General features: G+C 41.1%; 19 protein-coding genes. 15 read left to right on the top strand and 4 right to left on the bottom strand.

Translation table 11 applies throughout. The features are described 5' to 3' along the window. The first annotated feature begins 28 nt into the window (after positions 1-28). Complete coding sequence (locus tag DFR63_RS04790) at positions 29-526, top strand: hypothetical protein (protein ID WP_115884812.1); 498 nt, start codon at positions 29-31, stop codon at positions 524-526. Between the two features lie 86 nt (positions 527-612). Here the strand turns inward: DFR63_RS04790 and DFR63_RS04785 are convergent, their stop codons facing one another. Then, a complete protein-coding gene (locus DFR63_RS04785) occupies positions 613-2,061 on the bottom strand; it encodes a YhgE/Pip domain-containing protein (RefSeq protein ID WP_115884811.1) in 1,449 nt (482 codons plus the stop codon). Positions 2,062-2,283: 222 nt separating this feature from the next. Here DFR63_RS04785 and DFR63_RS04780 point away from each other — a divergent pair, with 222 nt between their 5' ends. Further along, a complete protein-coding gene (locus DFR63_RS04780) occupies positions 2,284-2,565 on the top strand; it encodes a DUF3219 family protein (protein WP_245954135.1) in 282 nt (93 codons plus the stop codon). 3 nt (positions 2,566-2,568) lie between these two features. After that, positions 2,569-3,537 (top strand): LLM class flavin-dependent oxidoreductase, encoded by a 969-nt coding sequence (locus DFR63_RS04775; protein WP_115884809.1) that lies wholly within the window; start codon positions 2,569-2,571, stop codon positions 3,535-3,537. Between the two features lie 61 nt (positions 3,538-3,598). On the opposite strand, the gene DFR63_RS04770 is transcribed toward DFR63_RS04775, so the two are convergent. Beyond that, positions 3,599-4,774, bottom strand: a complete 1,176-nt coding sequence (locus DFR63_RS04770) for an MFS transporter (RefSeq protein ID WP_115884808.1) — start codon at positions 4,772-4,774, stop codon at positions 3,599-3,601. A 255-nt stretch (positions 4,775-5,029) separates the two neighbouring features. Here DFR63_RS04770 and DFR63_RS04765 point away from each other — a divergent pair, with 255 nt between their 5' ends. The 4 genes from DFR63_RS04765 (at position 5,030) to DFR63_RS04750 (ending at position 7,515) form a co-directional block, all read left to right on the top strand. Beyond that, positions 5,030-5,623, top strand: coding sequence for a ribonuclease H1 domain-containing protein (locus tag DFR63_RS04765; protein ID WP_115884807.1), 594 nt, complete (start codon positions 5,030-5,032; stop codon positions 5,621-5,623). 17 nt (positions 5,624-5,640) lie between these two features. Beyond that, positions 5,641-6,048 (top strand): hypothetical protein, encoded by a 408-nt coding sequence (locus DFR63_RS04760; RefSeq protein WP_115884806.1) that lies wholly within the window; start codon positions 5,641-5,643, stop codon positions 6,046-6,048. 22 nt (positions 6,049-6,070) lie between these two features. After that, positions 6,071-6,850, top strand: a complete 780-nt coding sequence (locus DFR63_RS04755; protein ID WP_115884805.1) for a Cof-type HAD-IIB family hydrolase — start codon at positions 6,071-6,073, stop codon at positions 6,848-6,850. A gap of 200 nt (positions 6,851-7,050) precedes the next feature. Then, on the top strand, positions 7,051-7,515 hold the full coding sequence (locus DFR63_RS04750; RefSeq protein ID WP_115884804.1) for a Dps family protein: 465 nt from the start codon (positions 7,051-7,053) through the stop codon (positions 7,513-7,515). 53 nt (positions 7,516-7,568) lie between these two features. Here the strand turns inward: DFR63_RS04750 and DFR63_RS04745 are convergent, their stop codons facing one another. Together DFR63_RS04745 and DFR63_RS04740 are read right to left on the bottom strand one after the other, a co-directional pair. Then, positions 7,569-8,228: a metal-dependent transcriptional regulator gene (locus tag DFR63_RS04745; RefSeq protein WP_115884803.1), complete on the bottom strand. Its 660-nt coding sequence runs from the start codon at positions 8,226-8,228 to the stop codon at positions 7,569-7,571. A 150-nt stretch (positions 8,229-8,378) separates the two neighbouring features. Further along, positions 8,379-9,101: an SDR family NAD(P)-dependent oxidoreductase gene (locus tag DFR63_RS04740; protein ID WP_115884802.1), complete on the bottom strand. Its 723-nt coding sequence runs from the start codon at positions 9,099-9,101 to the stop codon at positions 8,379-8,381. Positions 9,102-9,214: 113 nt separating this feature from the next. On the opposite strand from DFR63_RS04740, the gene DFR63_RS04735 reads away from it, so the two are divergent. From DFR63_RS04735 to DFR63_RS04700, 8 genes are all read left to right on the top strand, one after another. Continuing rightward, positions 9,215-9,535 carry a hypothetical protein gene (locus DFR63_RS04735; RefSeq protein WP_115884801.1) on the top strand — a complete coding sequence of 107 codons (321 nt, stop codon included), beginning with the start codon at positions 9,215-9,217 and terminating at the stop codon, positions 9,533-9,535. 15 nt (positions 9,536-9,550) lie between these two features. Continuing rightward, on the top strand, positions 9,551-10,852 hold the full coding sequence (locus DFR63_RS04730) for a pyrimidine-nucleoside phosphorylase (RefSeq protein WP_115884800.1): 1,302 nt from the start codon (positions 9,551-9,553) through the stop codon (positions 10,850-10,852). Between the two features lie 15 nt (positions 10,853-10,867). Next, positions 10,868-12,016 carry a UTP--glucose-1-phosphate uridylyltransferase gene (locus tag DFR63_RS04725; protein ID WP_115884799.1) on the top strand — a complete coding sequence of 383 codons (1,149 nt, stop codon included), beginning with the start codon at positions 10,868-10,870 and terminating at the stop codon, positions 12,014-12,016. Continuing rightward, positions 12,016-12,726 (top strand): PAQR family membrane homeostasis protein TrhA, encoded by a 711-nt coding sequence (trhA, locus tag DFR63_RS04720; RefSeq protein WP_115884797.1) that lies wholly within the window; start codon positions 12,016-12,018, stop codon positions 12,724-12,726. The genes DFR63_RS04725 and trhA overlap by 1 nt, the downstream gene beginning before the upstream one ends. Before the next feature lie 68 nt (positions 12,727-12,794). Beyond that, the gene (proC, locus tag DFR63_RS04715; protein ID WP_115884794.1) at positions 12,795-13,595 is read left to right on the top strand and encodes a pyrroline-5-carboxylate reductase; all 801 of its coding nucleotides are present in this window, start codon (positions 12,795-12,797) and stop codon (positions 13,593-13,595) included. Between the two features lie 72 nt (positions 13,596-13,667). Continuing rightward, the gene (locus tag DFR63_RS04710; RefSeq protein ID WP_115884792.1) at positions 13,668-15,218 is read left to right on the top strand and encodes an amidohydrolase; all 1,551 of its coding nucleotides are present in this window, start codon (positions 13,668-13,670) and stop codon (positions 15,216-15,218) included. Positions 15,219-15,308: 90 nt separating this feature from the next. Next, positions 15,309-16,358 carry an Mrp/NBP35 family ATP-binding protein gene (locus tag DFR63_RS04705; RefSeq protein WP_115884789.1) on the top strand — a complete coding sequence of 350 codons (1,050 nt, stop codon included), beginning with the start codon at positions 15,309-15,311 and terminating at the stop codon, positions 16,356-16,358. Beyond that, positions 16,355-17,128 (top strand): KinB-signaling pathway activation protein, encoded by a 774-nt coding sequence (locus DFR63_RS04700; RefSeq protein ID WP_115884786.1) that lies wholly within the window; start codon positions 16,355-16,357, stop codon positions 17,126-17,128. The genes DFR63_RS04705 and DFR63_RS04700 overlap by 4 nt, the downstream gene beginning before the upstream one ends. The last annotated feature ends 536 nt before the right edge of the window (positions 17,129-17,664 follow it).

Here is a 17,664-nt window from a genome sequence, read left to right as displayed (position 1 = left end):
GAATAAATGAGAAGGATGAGGTGCTGTGATGGCAAACGGCGGTGTAATATATTTAGAGAGAAAAGATGTACCGAAAAATTATGATCCGAAAGGATTTAATGTAAAACTGTTCGGACTCGTCGCCCTGAGTGCGTACTTACTATTTATTATTTTTGATATGTCATATATGACGTTCAGAAATATTGAAGAAAGTGCATTTAACCGGGCTTATATTATGGCACTCGTTATTCTAATCGGAATTATAGCCGGTTTTATATTTAAAGCCGATAAGGGTGATAAATATTACGAACTGCATATTGCACCATCTGGAATGATTATTAAATTCCGCCGGGGACAAACAGTACTGCCGAAAAAAGATATCACCAATATTACAATTGAACGTGATATTCAGACAGTCATTCGTTTCTACAGTGGAGAGGAAATACTGAAAGAGCTGAATCATATTTATCTGAACCATGAACAATTTGTAAACCGGCTGAGAGAATTGGATTATCCGGTGGAAGATCGTACAGAAGATGAAGTTTAAATAGAGAAAAGGCACTGTTCCCGTCGGGAACAGTGCCTTTTTGATGAAGATAAGTCTTCGATTACAACTTCAGGCTGTTCACATAATCAGGACTGAATTTTGCTCAGTTTTCTGATCAGGTTTTCGAATGAGATAAATTTGAACTTCAGGAAGTTTATCAGCTGAAGTATAAGAATGCTGCCGACAGTAATTGATACAGTATAAATGACTGCATCCCCATATGATAAACTGCCTTCAAAACTGAAAATCGATTCACGCATAGCAGCGATAACGTAACTCATCGGCAGTACCGGGTGTATAAATTGATATATATTGCCGGCAGTTTCTATCGGGAAAGTTCCGGCACTCGCTGAAAGCTGCAGAATTAAAAAAACGATTGTTATAAATTTACCGATATTGCCGAACAGTGACACAAGTACTGACACAAAGAGCAGTGAAGCAAATGCCCACAGTATAATGACGCCGTAAAATTTAAGCGGTACATTTAAAGGGAAATCGAACATTAATTCTATAACTGATGCAACTCCAGCAGAGGAAATTACTGCTTGTATTGAGATGATAATCAATTTGCTGCCGGACATAGAAAGTGAGCTCGGGTAGTTCTCAGTACTGCGGTTAATTGGGAAAATTACACTGAAAGCAATGGCCCCGACAAATAAGCTGACAGCAATAATAAAGGGAGCAAAGCTTTGACCGTAATTATTCATATCAGTAATCTCACTTTCGTTTACTTCAACAGGAGAAACAATCACCTCGGCATTGTGTTCAGTAAATGAATAATTATCAAGAGGAGCTGAACCGTCTGCTACTTCCTGTTCAAGATCCCCGAGATTTTCTTCCAGTGACTCGAGACCAGCCGTAATTTCAGTATTCCCCTCAGTCAGCTGACTGCCCGCTGCGCCAAGTGCCGGTGCTGCCTGGTCAAGTCCTGTCTGCAGCTGCTCATTGCTTTCACGGAGCTCGGTTGCGCCTTTTTGTAAATCAGCGAGCGCAGTTTCGATATCATTTACCGACCCTGCCGCTTCTGCTAAAACATCCATTAACGTTGAGGTATAAGTTTCACCGACAGTTTTAGCAATAGCATCTGCAACACCTGATCCGCCCTGGGTGCCCATCATGCTGCCGATGAAATTAAAGCCCGGGTTTGTAGTTACATCGATTGAAATTAATTCCGGTTCTTCATCCAGGAGCGTTGTTGCCTGTTCGGATACATTATCTGCAATATGTATAGTTGCATACGATGTTCCATTTTCTAAATGCTTCTGTGCCGTTTCTGCATCGGTGAACTGCCAGTCAAATTCGCTGTTTTCAGCGAGTTCATTTTCAATTCTCTCACCGACATTAAGTGATTCATCATTGAGCTCGGCGCCTTTATCTTCATTGACGACACTGATTTGGATTTCATCCATCTTATGGTAAGGATCCCACATGGCACCGAGAAAGATTGCAGTATAAAGCGCCGGGATTGTTGAGATTGCGAGCAGGGAAATAGTTAAAAACGGATTTTTCATTAATTGTTTGATATCACTGAACATATAGTCTCTCTCCAATCAATTGGTATATCTTTAATGTACGTAATAAAGCAGACGATGTCTAATTATATGTGAAACTGAACACATATAAATTATTAAAATAGACGCTGGAATATCCATTTAACAAAGCTTAGAAAATCTAAAAGAGGGTAAACATTTTATTAGCAATAGAATATTGCGGATGTTAATATTCTCATTAGTGAATCGAAAGGGATGAAAAAAATAGTGGCGAATGACATTATAGTTTTAGACGATATAACTCTGGATGTAAAAGAGTTAAAAAGAGATGAGGAAGAAGGTACAGTGTATATTGAATTTGATGTGACAAGTGAAGATTACCACAATTTATCAGAGCACCTGTACAAAGAAGAGTTCCTTGTAAGACTCCCGGGGAATAATAATGAGGAGTTCCAAGCGAGAATTATCAACTATTCAACATCACTCGATAACCTGTATGAAGAAGACCAGGTGGGAGAGTACCGCATTACACTGAAAGAAGAAAAATAAATTATGAAACTGAGTATTCTTGACCAGGCACCTGTTTCTGTAAATATGTCCGCAGGCGAAGCGCTAAGAAATAGTGTGAAGCTGGCCGTAGCGGGCGATGAACTTGGGTTTACGAGGTTTTGGCTGGCAGAACACCACGGTATGAGCGGTTTATCATCAAGTGCGCCTGAAGTGACACTCGGCGCTATCGGGATGGTGACAAAAAATATCCGTCTCGGAAGCGGTGCAACTTTACTGCCGTACTACAAACCGTTTAAAGTGGCGGAAACTTTCAATACTCTGGCCGCTCTTTACGGAGACCGCATCGATATCGGTATCGGGCGTGCACCAGGCGGAGATAACAAAGCATCCGAAGCGCTGAGCGATAACTATTTGCAGCAGGTGTTTAAAATGCCGGAACTCCTGGCAGAGCTCCAGGGATTTATACAGAATAATGATAAAAGCCTCCGGGCGATGCCTGTACCGGATACCCCGCCTCAATTATGGATGCTCGGCACGAGTGAGAAAAGTGCAATTTCTGCACGGGACAGCAATATGAATTACTGTTTTGGGAAATTTATGAGTACGAGCAACCCTCTGGAGGTGCTGGATACATATCGTGAAAGTTCTTCGCCGGGTAAAATTATTGTTACAGTTAATGTGTTCTGTCATGAAAATAGCGAAACAGCTCGTAAACTCGCCTGGAGTTATGCTGTCAATCAGGCGCTGAAATCAACGGGACGAGCTTTTAAAGGAATTCCAAGCCCAGAAGATACAGCCGATATCGAACTGACAGAAGATGAAAGACTGGAAGCAGAAACTATATTATCGAATCTAATCTTTGGAACACCGGAAGAAGCCGGTGATGAACTGACAAGGCTCAGCGAAGCCTATCAAGTCGAAGAATTTATGATTGTGACGATTACTCATAATATAGAAGATAAAATAAACAGCTACCGTCTGCTGGCAGATCAATTGTTAACAGAGCGGTAAGCAGAAAACCTCCGGGAATCTGATTTCAGACTCCCGGAGGTTATAATTTTGCTTTTTAACATCAGGCTGTGAAGCGATCTTTATCTTCTATAAAGTGTGTGGCAACCATGCATAAGGCGCCGAATATCAGCATGCCGCCTGCAATAAATGTGATTTCAGTGTAGCTGAAATTGTTAGACAGGAGCACAGAACCCAGCGAAGCACCGATGGCATTTGCCAAGTTGAATACTGAAGCGGCGAGTGTGCCTGCAAGAGCCGGTGCCGTTATCGCAGCAAAAATAATCTTAGCATTAAGCATCGGTGAAATACCAAAAGTGCCTAAACCGAACAAGCCGGCAGCAAGGTAAGCGAGATAAGGTACCTTCAGCATAAATGTAAACCCGAGCAGCACGATGGCTATAAATAAAATAACCAGCGTTACGGCTCCCGTCAGTTTACCCGGCTGAACTCTGCCGGAAGAGAAATTCCCGATGACGGCGAAAGTACCGAACATTAGCATACTGAAGGTAACGCCAAGATCTCCCATATTGGCGATTTCACGCAGCATCGGTTCTAAAAAGGTGTATGCTGTAAAAACTCCGGAATAACCGAAGACGATTGTTATAATAAGCATGATGACATTTTTATCTTTTAAAGCTGACAGTTCTGCAGTAATTTTTGGGACGTCTGCAATTTTAAAGTTCGGAGTGACAAGAATCAAACCGAGCAGATTAATAACGCCAAGAGCGACAATCATCCAGAAAACCACACGCCAGTCGAGGACTGAACCGATGTAAGAGCCAAAAGGTACACCGAGCATTACTGCAATCACAAGGCCGCCATTGACAAGAGCAATAGCTCCCGTTTTTTTGTGAGGGGGTGAAATTGCCATCGCAAGACTCATCATGACGCCGAAAAACGGAGCATGCATCGAGGCGGATAACAGGCGTGACAGCAGCAGCACCTCAAAATTCGGTGCAGTCGCTGCAATGATATTACTGATAATAAAAATAGATATTAATATAAGTAATAATAATTTTGGGGGAAATTTTAAAGTTAAGAGCCGGATTACGGGTCCGAACAGAGCGACACTCAGCGCGTATACGCTCAGCAGCAGTCCTGTCGTCGAGACGGCAACATCTAAATCAGCGGCAAACTGAGTGAGCAGTCCCGTAACGACATATTCCGTCATGCCGACCGCGAAAGCTCCGATCATAAACACTGTAATAATTGTATTTCTTGAAGGATTTTTAAACATACGCGCCTCCCTTTCAAGTTTTCTATTAAAAGCACATAGGAGATATTAATACACATTAAATTCAATGTCCAGAGCAGCGCTTAAGAAAGTTTTCTCATATAAAAAGACAGTTTATTGAGAAAATATACTGACAGCAAATATACACTGAAGTTTAAGACCGCGGCTTGAGGTGCTGGCAGTTTACTATAAAACAGAGGGCCGCTCATGGTACAATCATGAGTGGTTTTTATAGTTGAAACTTACAGGAGGATATATATGGCAAAATTTTATGCAGTAAGAAAAGGCCATCGTCCCGGTATTTACAATACATGGGCAGCCTGCGAAAAAGCAGTAAAAGGCTTCAGCGGAGCCGAATTTAAATCTTTTAAAACAAAAGCTGAGGCGGAGCGTTTTATGAATAATCTTAAAGATGAAAATAAGCAAATACCTGATGGCGAGCTTGTTAGCTACGTAGACGGCAGCTACGATAAGCGTGTTAACAAGGCAGGCTTCGGAGCGGTGTTTATCATTAATGATGAAGTAATCCATACTGCTGCAGAAAGCACGCCTGTTGATCCGGATAATAATCTGTGGAATGTGTCAGCTGAAATTGCAGGTATTCTGTATGCCGTCAAATGGGCAATACAGCATGGTTATAAGACTATCCATGTGCACTACGATTACGCTGGTCTTGAAAAATGGTACACTGGGGAATGGCAGGCAAAAAATGCTGTCACGCGTAATTATGCTGAAGAAATGAACAGTTTTGGAAAACAAATCAACATACATTTTTACAAAGTCGCTGCACATACCGGTGTCCGTTTTAATGAGATGGCGGATGAACTGGCTAAACGTGCAGTGAATAACTAGCAGGAAGGACTTACTGTATGTACATATTATTATTTGTCCTCGTGGCAGGGCTGCTGCTTAAATTTGCAATGACGACTTTTTTCAACGATGACAGACTGCATTTTTCCTTTGATGAACGGAGATACTTCAGCGACGAAAAAGCAATAGGTAAAATAATGCGGCTGAAACTCGTTTATATTGAACGTGTGTTTTTAGTCCTTATGACAGTGGTATTTATTATTGGAGCAGCGGTATTTTTCACAGGAAACATAACACTTGGAGTCTGGTTCTTGGTTAGTGTAGTTATACTGCAGCTCATTTTGAATATAGTAACGGATTTCAAACTGTACACTGCACTTCACGATAAATCTAATCTAGTCATGACAGTAATCTGGCTGCTGCTGATTATCGGTTTAATTATTTTAACGAATATTTATATACTGTAACAAATTATAGAAGAGGTGCCTTATGTCAAATCGCAAGTTAATATTTTTTGATATCGATGGAACGTTATACAACTCTGATAAAGTAGTGCCTGCTGAAGCGAAGAAAGCTGTCCGCCAGTTGAAAGAAGACGGGCATATTGTGGCAATCGCAACCGGCCGTGGCCCATTTATGTATAAGAAGTTGAGAGAGGAACTCGGCATTGAAACATATATCAGCTACAACGGACAATATATTGTTTTCGAAGGTCAAGTGATATATGATAATCCAATCGAAAGCAGCACACTGGAAAAATTAAGTGCACAGGCGCACAGCAATAACCACCCGGTCGCATTTTGCGATGAGAAAGATTTAAGGGTCAGCACAAAAGAACATGAACATGTAAAAGCGGGGATTGGTTCACTGAAACTCGACTTTGAAGTTTCGGAAGACAAAGCGTATTTTGAAGATAATGCTATTTATCAGTCTCTTCTGTTCTGTACAGAGGAGGAGGAAGCGGAGTACACTGCTTCTTATGACGACGTATATTTTTTAAGATGGCATGAATTCTGTATGGATGTTATTCCAGCAGGCGGATCAAAAGCTGAGGGAATAAAGACGCTGATGGATAAAATGAATATTGATATTAAGGATGCGTATGCATTTGGCGATGGACCCAATGATGTAGAGATGCTTGAGCTAATTGAGAATAGTGTTGCGATGGGCAACGGTGTGCAGGAAGCAAAAGCAGTCAGCAGATACGTCACTGGACACGTTGATGAAAATGGGCTCTATGACGGGCTAAAGATAGCCGGATTATTATAATCCGGCTTTTTTATGTTTATAAAAAGTATGCAGGGGTATTGCTAAACATAGTCGGAATCAGAGAGACTCTTATTTATAATAGTTATAAATAAGAGTTGAAATCTGTTTCAGACGTGGTATAATATATTTACAGATAATAATGATTCTAAATAGTGATTTTAGGCGAAAATCAAATCTATATAAGAGAAAGGTGATTTTTAATGGTACAAGTTAAAGAGAAAACACAAGTAATCGAGGTACTTAATAAACAGCTGGCAAACAACACGGTATTATGGACTAAACTTCATAATTTCCACTGGTATGTTAAAGGACCTAACTTCTTTTCACTACATGCTAAATTTGAAGAGCTGTATGATGCAACAGGAGTATATGTAGATGATCTTGCGGAAAGAATTTTAACAATCGGCGGCGAACCAGTCGCAAAACTGACTGAAGCACTTGAAGAGTCAAGCATTGAAGAAGGCGAATATGGACTTGATGCAAAACAGATGGTTAAACAGCTGACAGAAGACTTTGAAGTACTCTCAGCAGAATTAAACCAGGGTGTGAAAGTGGCAGAAGGTGCCGGCGACGACCGTACAGCAGATATGTTCATCGCAATGGCTCAGGAGATTGAGAAAAATAACTGGATGCTTAAATCTTATTTAGGCGAAGACGTTAAATAATATAATATGATAAACGAAAAGACCGCTTCCTTTAAAGGAAGCGGTCTTTTCGTTTATTCGGTTTTATTAACGACAAATAAATACTGGGCAATTGTCCGGCTCAGCTCAGTGTCTTCACCGGAAGTGTGATTGGTAATGTAGAAAAGATCAAGTTTTTTGTCACGGTCAGTGATTTGAATGTCATCGTTGATATTCAGATTCGCACGCTTAAAGTGCTGCACTAGCTTATCTTCATTTAATATTCTTGAAATGCTGACGATATCATCGTTTTTAATATCGGATAAACGAGTTGATACTTTTTCCTGGGTATCCATCAGTTCTAAAGGAATAGCGCCGCCGTGAGGGCAGTGTTCCGGATAGCCTAAATATTTTTCAAGCTGATCGGCTAAAATATCACTTGTCGAGTGTTCGAGCACTTCTGCTTCATTATGCACTTCATCGATATTAAATCCCAGATTGTCAACAAGGAAAACTTCCCACAGGCGATGTTTCCGTATCAGTTTTTTTGCATATTCTGCTCCTGCATCAGACAGCATACTTCCTTTATATGGTGTATATTCTACCCATCCTGCTTTAACTAAACTGTTCATCATTTCAGTCACAGTCGGGGGGGAAATATTTAAACGCTCGGCAATTTCTTTATTCGGCACCTGGATTTTCCACGCTCCAAGTTCGAACAACACCTTTAGATAATCTTCTTTAGTTGGGCTCATTATTACCCTCCATTCTGAAACTTCAATTTTAATTATGAAGAAAAATTAATAGACTGGCAAATCATTTTCTAAAAATAAACAAGCGTTATTTTTTATCAGCCGCATAAAAAACGTCTGGAAATATCAGTTCCAGACGATAATTATATTTAATTACAGGTTTCTAGGCTTTGGATTCGTAGCCCACATCTCGCTGTTTTTAACAAATGTGCGTGGATGAATCTTCAGCTGGTTGACGATAATATCAGCGATATCTTCGGGATGGGTCATCGTTTCGGGCTCGAGTGACGGTGTGCCGATTAAATCAGTTAAAACGGCTGATGGTGTTAAATACTGAACGCGTATATTATTTTTACGGACTTCCCGCATTACGCCTTCAGTTAATCCGATAACGGCATGCTTAGTCGCGGAATACAGTGCGCTGCCTGCTGACGAACGAAGACCTGAAACAGAAGCGATATTAACCACGTCGCCGGAATTCTGCTCCTGCATACCAGGCAACACTTCTTTCATCATATAATACATACCGAAAACATTAACGTCGATCATTTTCCGGAACATATCTTCATTATCATCAAAGAAGCTGCCGTTACCCATAATTCCTGCGTTATTAATCAGAATATCGATATGGCCAAAGTCGTTTAATACTTCTTCGACGATACTTTTAACATCCGCTTTAACTGAAACGTCACCGCTTACGGCAATAGCTTTTACATCTTTTTTTTCCAGGGTTAAAAGAGCATCTTTTAAAGTATCACCGCTGCGGCCGACTATTGCAACATTTACTCCGTTGTCAGCTAGTGCCTCGGCAGTTTTTAAACCGATACCTCTGGAACCTCCGGTAATTAAAGCGGTTTTACCATGTAAATTCTGCATATTTGTACCTCCACTTTTAAAGTTCATGTTATGAATTGTGACATATTTTAAGTATAATGAAGATACTAAAAAGATGAAATGGATATGCTTGTTAACAGGGAGGAGGATTTACTATGGCTGAACGCGGACAAACTAATATTTTTGATGATGTAATTAAGGAATCGGAATCGTTTGTTATTGTTGTGCAGGAAGTGCTGGAACAGAATGGCCGGCTGCAAAAGAAAATCTTACGTGAATATCCGAGCCTCGATCATACGGCAATGAAAAATTTGTTTGTGCATTTAAAGGATATTTATACTGACGAAAAACACAGTGAAAATGGGACATATTTCGATATAACAGTGTATACTAATGAAGATTATGCGGCTGAGAATATTTATGCGCATACGAAACGCTATAAGAATAAAAAGGAATGGACGGCAACGTCTAAATAGAAGGAGCACTTTACGATGAGAATGGTAGATATTATCGCCAATAAACGCGATAACAAAGAATTGACTAAAGAGGAGATTGAATTCTTCATTAACGGATATACAAATGGGGAAATTCCCGACTATCAGGCTTCAGCTTTATTAATGGCGGTGTTCTTCAACGATATGACCCCTGAAGAAGCAGCTGACCTTACGATGGCTATGGTGAATTCCGGTGATCAGATTGATTTGTCTGCAATTGACGGCATTAAAGTGGATAAACACTCTACAGGCGGTGTCGGTGATACAACTACATTAGTGCTCGCACCTTTAGTAGCAGCACTAGATGTTCCCGTTGCAAAAATGAGCGGGCGCGGGCTCGGTCATACCGGCGGAACAATTGACAAACTTGAAGCTTTAAAGGGGTTCCATGTGGAATTGACACAGGATGACTTTGTGAATCTTGTCAATAAGGATAAAGTTGCGGTTATCGGACAGTCCGGAAACCTGACACCTGCCGATAAATTAATTTACGCATTGCGCGATGTTACGGGAACGGTAAACTCGATACCGTTAATTGCAAGTTCTATAATGAGCAAAAAAATTGCTGCAGGTGCAGATGCAATTGTCTTAGACGTTAAAGTCGGAGACGGCGCATTTATGAAAACAGAAGAAGATGCTGTAGCACTGGCTGAGACAATGGTGCGTATTGGTAATAATGTCGGCCGCCGCACGATGGCAATTATTTCAAGCATGGAAGAACCGCTCGGCTATGCTGTCGGTAACGCAAACGAAGTGAAAGAAGCAATCGATACGCTTAAAGGCGAAGGACCTCCTGACTTAACTGAATTATCATTAACACTTGGAGCACAGATGGCAGTTGTCGGCGGCAAGGCAAAAGATCTCGATGAAGCACGCGCTATGCTGGAGGAAGTTATTAAGGACGGCAGTGCTTTAGAAAAGTTTAAAGTTTTCGTTAACAATCAGGGCGGCGACGGCATGCTTGTTGATCATCCTGAAAATCTGCCGCAGGCAGAATATCACTTTGATGTTGTCAGCGAAGAAGAAGGATACGTTGAAGTCATCGATGCGGAAAATATCGGGGTTGCAGCATCAATCCTCGGTGCAGGACGCCAGACAAAAGAAGACGAAATCGACCTCGCTGTCGGTATTGTACTCGAGAAGAAAGTTGGAGACTATGTTCAAAAAGGCGATGTTATCGCTAAAATTGCAGCGAACACTGAAGACGTGAACAGCGTCGCTCAGAAAGTTATCGACAGCTACCACTTCGGTAAAGAACAGAAAAGAACGAAACTCATCAAACGGATTATTACTGCATAAGTTAGGAGAAAAAATATGATTGAAAAATGGATTCCTCAATACAATCTGCTGGAAGACAGCTATCAGGACAAAGTGAAAGAACAATTTGAGACACTCGATATTAATACTATCGAACGTGTTTATAACGAAACATATGTCAACAAAACAGAAGTGGATTTATCTTCAGTAGAAGAGGTGCCTTATGTGCTGAAATCCGCACTCGATTTAGATGCTGTGTCTGAAGCGGCGAACACTGCTGTCGACAGCGGCGAAGTTGCGGTTGTACTGATGGCCGGAGGTCAGGGAACAAGACTTGAACACCCAGGTCCGAAAGGAACATTTTCATTTGAAGGTGTGTCGCTGTTCGAGCTTCAGGCAAGACAGATTCTCGAGTTTAAAAATGCACAGGGTGAGCTGAAAGTTCGCTGGTATATTATGACGAGCGATATCAACCATGAAGAAACGATGGACTTCTTTAAAGAGCATAATTATTTTGAAGTGCCGGAAGAAAACATTCACTTCTTTAAACAGGAGCATTTTCCACCACTGACCAAAGAGGGCGAACTGCTTCTTACCGAATATAAGGACATTATGCTGACACCGAACGGCAACGGAGGGATTTTCAGCTCATTAAAGAACAGCGGAATGCTCAAGGAGATGGAGCAGGCGGGCGTAAAACACGTATTTATGAACAATGTCGACAATGTTGTCGTTAAAGTGCTGGATCCTGCACTGGTCGGTCTCCACGTTACTGAAAATAATGATATTACATCGAAATCGATTACGCCGAAATCTGGTGAGTCAGTCGGACGTCTGGCTGTAATGAACGGCAGTAAAGGGGTGGTGGAATATACGGAACTTCCTGCCGGCAGTGAAGACAAATTCACGAACGCAAATATCGGTATTCATATGTACAGCATGAACTTTTTAAATAAAGCAGCTGACGGTGAAATGCCTTACCATCTGGCGCTGAAAAAACTGGAACACCTCAACCATCATTTAACAGTTGTAAAAGAAGAGGTACTGAAGTTTGAGAAGTTTTACTTTGATGCATTTAAATATGCTGATAAACACAATACGCTTCAGGTCGACAGAAAAGGTGAATTTTCACCGCTTAAAAATAAAGCAGGAAATGACAGTATAGAAACTGCCTTTAAAGATTTAACTGAAGAAGGACTGATTTAATGGCTGAAGAGTCAAATTCTGAAAGCAGCAAATATAATAAAGAAGAAGTATCTACAAGGATAGAAAGAACTTTGAAAAATGTTGTTCCCCTAACGTTCGGAGAAGAAGTGGGCAACGCGGTCAGTCACGGGGTAGCTGCGATAATATTTATTTTTCTGCTGCCGTTTACCGCTGTCTATATGCATCTCGAGGGTGGTATGTCTCATGCAGCCGGGGGTTCAATATTCGTCATCAGTATGCTGCTAATGTTTTTGACCTCCACTCTGTACCATTCGATGGAGCACAATACAAATCATAAATATGTTATGCGTCTTCTCGACCACAGTTTTATTTACGTGGCGATTGCCGGAACGTATACACCGATAGCAATTTCTGTTGTCGGCGGCACCTTCGGCCTTGTAATACTTATCGTGCAGTGGGTTGCAACAATACTCGGTATTCTCTATAAGGTGCTGGCACCTGTAGTGAACGAAAAAGTCAGTCTGGCAATTTATTTAATTATGGGCTGGTCCGCAGTTGCATTTATTCCTTCTATTATAAGTGAAACGTCGTGGGTCTTTATCGGCCTTATTATACTCGGCGGACTCGCTTACACTGCAGGGGCATGGTTTTATGCGCAGAAAACACGTAAATATTTTCACATGATTTGGCACTTCTTTATCATAATCGCAGCGATATGCCACTATACAGCGATTGTTTTTTATATCTGATGCAACCTTTGTGGATAATATGATATTATAGACAGCTTACGAATGAAAAACTGAGCGGAGTGGTAGGAATGAAAATAGTATTTTTTGGCGCAGGCAATATGGCCAGTGCGATATTTACAGGAATGATTGAAAAAGGAACAGTCAAAGCAGAAGACATTTATATTACGAGTAAGTCAAACCGGGTGGCAGCGATGGAATTTAAAGAATCGCTAGGTGTGAATGTGTCCTACGATGATGCGGAACTGTGCAAAGATGCCGATTATATCGTGCTCGCCAGCAAGCCCCAGAACTTTACAGATGTAGCTGAACGGATCCGTCCGTATTTGGAAAAGAAAACAAAACTGATTTCGGTGATGGCGGGTATTCACATCGCGAGAATTCAGGAAGAAGCTGGTATGGAAAATGCGGTAGCGAGAATTATGCCGAATACAAATGCAATGGTGCAGTATTCGGTTAACGGCATTGCATTTTCGGATGACTTCGACAACAAGGACGAATTGATTGAATTAATGGCGAGTTTCGGTAAAAATGTTGTCGTTGGTGAAGAAGGCATGGATAACATTACAGCGGCGACCGGCTCAGGGCCAGCATTTCTGTACTACATTTACGAACAGTATGCGAAAAGTCTCGAGGAACTCGGATTTTCAAAAGAAGATGCGGAAAAACTGACGAGAAACCTGGTTATTGGTACAGGGAAAACTTTATCGGAACGTCCTGAATCATTTGAACAGCTGCGGACGGATATTACATCTAAGGCAGGTACGACTGAAGCGGGCTTAGATACGCTCAGTGAATTCAAACTTCAGGAAATGATTTCGAAGACTCTCGGCAGTGCGAGGGACCGGAGTAAAAAATTAAGTGAACGATAAATGAATCTGGGAATACTTTCATATATAATAATATATGAAAGTATTTTTTTATAGATGAGAGGTATGGAATAGATGTCGACATTATATTATAACGGAACAATTTACACGATGAATGCACCTATGGATACGGTTGAGGCTGTATTAATACATAATGGTCTGATTGAGAGAACCGGGAGCTATAAAGAATTAAAATCATCTGCATCTGAATTTATTGATTTAAAAGGTAAAACAATGATGCCCGCCCTGACCGATGTGCACCAGCATCTGGTTATGATCGGCAAGAAACTGGAGCTGCTGGCACTCGACGATGTAACGGACATCGATGAGATGAAAGAACAGGTTAAAGCGTTTAAGACAAACCGCAGCTGGAACAATATCCTCGGCTATGATGAAAACAATTTCGACAACCAGTATAAAATTACAGCAGAAGAGCTGGATGACCTGACCGATAAACCGACTTTAATTACGCGTATTTGTGCGCACGCGGGAGTAGTGAACTCTGCAGCTTTCGAAGCATTGAACATCACTAAAGATACCGAGGACCCGGAAGGCGGATATTTTGAACGAGATAAGAATGGTGAACTGACAGGCTGGGTATACGACAAGGCGTTTGAAGAAATGCGTGCGGCAACTGTGGAAGATACCGCCGAATCGTTAGGGGAAGACATTGCCCGCGGTGTTAAATATTTGCAGTCTCTCGGTATTGCGAATGTTCATACGGAAGATCTTGCCTACTACGGTGATTTTAATGCGCCGCTGGATGCTTATTTAAACACGCTGGGTAAAGACGCATTAAAATTCAGGGTGAATCTTCTGACTCATGAGCAGGTATACGAAGATGTCGTTAAGGCTGATAAAACATATAAAGAAAACTTTGTGGAACGCGATGCGATGAAGATTTTTGCAGATGGTGCTTTTGGAGCGAAGACTGCACTTGTCAGCGAACCGTATAACGGTACACAAGACAAAGGACTGCAGATTCACACGGTGGAAAAACTGGAGCAGCTGGTTCAGACTGCCCGGGCTAATAATGATGCGATCGCTGTTCATATGATTGGCGACCGGGCAATTGAAATGGTGCTCGATGCTGTAGAGAAGTATCCTGTGCCAAAAGGGAAGCATGACCGTCTGATTCATATCAGTATGCTGCGGCCGGATTTAATTGAGCGTATCGCCAAATTGCCTGTTGTTTGCGATATTCAGCCGACCTTCCTGACTTCAGATATGCCGTGGGTAGAGGAATATATAGGCAGTGCACGTGCAGAATATTTATATCCTTTTAAAACACTGCTGGATAAAGGTATTATACTCGGCGGATCATCCGATGCACCGATTGAAAAAGTTAATCCTTTTCTCGGCATTCATGCGCTGATGACCCGGGAGGATAACGGTACTGTATATAATCCGGAACAAATTGTCTCCCGTTTTGAAGCGTTTAAAATGTATACTACTGAAGCGGCCAGAATTGTCTACAGAGAAAATATACAAGGCAGAATAGCTGAAGGATATTTTGCGGACTTTATCGTGCTGGACAGAGATGTCATGACAGTCACACCGGATGAAGTCAAGGAAACAAAAGTGCTGAAAACTGTTATAGACGGAGAGCCAGTTTTTGAAATGTAACCGGAAATTCACTTTTCGTTTATATTAGCGTCTCTGATGTTGTGTTATTATTAACGGTAATGGAATTAAGTCGAATGAAGGAGCATATACATGATTACTGAAAGTCAGGTAAGAGAACTAGTAGGAAATTTGAACGACCCGATTTTAAATGTCCCGATCAGTGAGACCGAAGGGATTTTACAAGTCAGTATTAAAGAAGAGAAAAAACACGTCAGTGTTAAAATAGCAATTGGCCGCGAGGGCGGGCAGGAACAATTGGAACTGCAGATGAAAATCGTCAGCCTGCTTAAAGAAGAGGGGGCAGACAGTGTTGGACTGCGTTTTGAAGAGCTGCCGGATGAAACAATTGAAAAATTCCGCTCCACACGCGGCAGTGCAATGGAACGCGGTTTTACACTCGGAAAGACGGAATTTATTTCTGTAGCTTCAGGTAAAGGCGGCGTTGGTAAATCGACAGTTGCTGTGAATTTGGCAGTTGCGCTTGCAAAAGAAGGCAAAAAAGTCGGTTTAATTGATGCCGATATATACGGTTTCAGTGTACCGGATATGATGGGTATTACAGAACGTCCGGAACTTGACGGCGAAACGATTATCCCAGTAAAGAGATTTGGTGTCGAAGTCATTTCCATGGCTTTCTTTGTTGAAGAAAATACGCCTGTTATATGGAGAGGGCCGATGCTCGGCCAGATGCTGACAAGTTTCTTTGAAGAAGTGAAGTGGGGAGATCTGGATTATCTGCTGCTTGACCTGCCACCGGGTACCGGTGATGTGGCATTGGATATTCACCAGATGCTGCCGCACAGTAAGGAAATCATCGTTACAACACCGCACCCGACTGCTGCTTTTGTTGCAGCAAGAGCTGGTGCAATGGCACAGCATACAGATCACGAGATTATCGGCGTAGTGGAAAATATGAGTTACTTTGAAAGTAAAGAAACAGGAAACAAAGAGTATATTTTTGGTAAAGGCGGCGGCCAGAAGCTCGCAGATGAATTAAATACGCCGTTATTAGGACAGCTTCCACTGGGTCAGCCGAAATGGAATGAAGAGGATTTTGCACCGTCAGTATATAAAGATGATGAAATCAGTGCTGTCTATACAGACATGGCGAAGAAAGTGATCGGAGGCACTGCTGAATGACATCGAAGTATTTAGTTAAGTTTTATTTTGTTACATTAATGATTGGTGCGGTTATAACTACCGCCATCAGTCTGATAACTGAATACGAAACTGTTACGAAATATTTGTTCCAGGGCCAGTTCGGTGACTTTTTTGCCGGCTTTATATTTCTGGTCGGCTACGGGCTGTTAATAGCAACAGTCAGTCAGGTTGTTTTCTATATATATTTATTCATCCATCCGCTTGGCATGGGAATATTCAGAAAAGCCTGGCCGTATGTACAGATTCTTCTAATAATGTACGCAGTTTTCGACTTGTTCTATCTCCGTTTCAGACAGGTTGGGATAGATCACGGTTCTACATGGTCCTTTGTATGGATTCCTATTATAATCGTAGTAGCTGGAGTAGGCTTTGCATATTATAAAAATAAAATCACAAAGGCGAATGTATTTATAGCTTCGGCGTTCTTTATGATTTTTATGACTTCACTCACATTACTTCCTTTTATATCAGTAGAGGAGACTAACTGGATCTACCGTTCAGTATTTACGGTCATTCTGACTAACGCATATCAACTGATTAGATTGCCGAAGTATATAGAAGACTCTCAAAAAGAAAAAGAAGAGAGAGGCCGTATCACGAGAAGTGATATTAATGAGCAAAAACGCAGTGATCTCAAAAAAGAAGCGGAAGAAAAGCGTACGAAAGAAGAAAGCCAAATTAAAGCACGTGAGAAAATGGGTTATAAAAACAAAACGCGGCAAGCTGTGAAACAGGATAAGAAGAAATAATGAGCTGGAAATATTATGAAGAAAACTATATAAGATGAAAAAAGACCGCAGAATGCTGATTTTGCGGTCTTTCTTTATAATATATAAAATTAATATATAAAAAGCGTTGACCTTTCCTACGTATCTTGGTAAGATATAAAAGTCGTCAAAACACAACGCAACAAAAATTAACAAGATTAATAAAAAGTTAAAAAGTTGTTGCATCTGAAAAACAGACGTGTTATGATATGAAAGTCGTCGAAAGGCGCGAATAAAACTTAACAAGCACTTAAAAATAGTTATTGCATTCGAAACTTGAATGTGCTAAGATATAAAGGTCGCTTCAAACGTGACGTAATTAAAACTTTATATTCTTAACAAAAACTTAATAAAAGTTGTTGCATCTGAAAAACAGACATGTTAAGATAACTTAAGCGATTTCAGAGATTGCCTGAAAAACACAAAGAACATTGAAAACTGAATGACAATATGTCAACGTTTAATTCCGAATAAAGAAGTCTTCTATTAATTAGGAGCAGACATTGAGGCGACCAATT

This window comes from Jeotgalicoccus halotolerans, from assembly GCF_003387165.1.
In the GTDB taxonomy this organism is placed as follows: domain Bacteria; phylum Bacillota; class Bacilli; order Staphylococcales; family Salinicoccaceae; genus Jeotgalicoccus; species Jeotgalicoccus halotolerans.
Note: the sequence above shows the minus strand (reverse complement) of the source record. Positions and strands in the feature narration are given on the sequence as shown.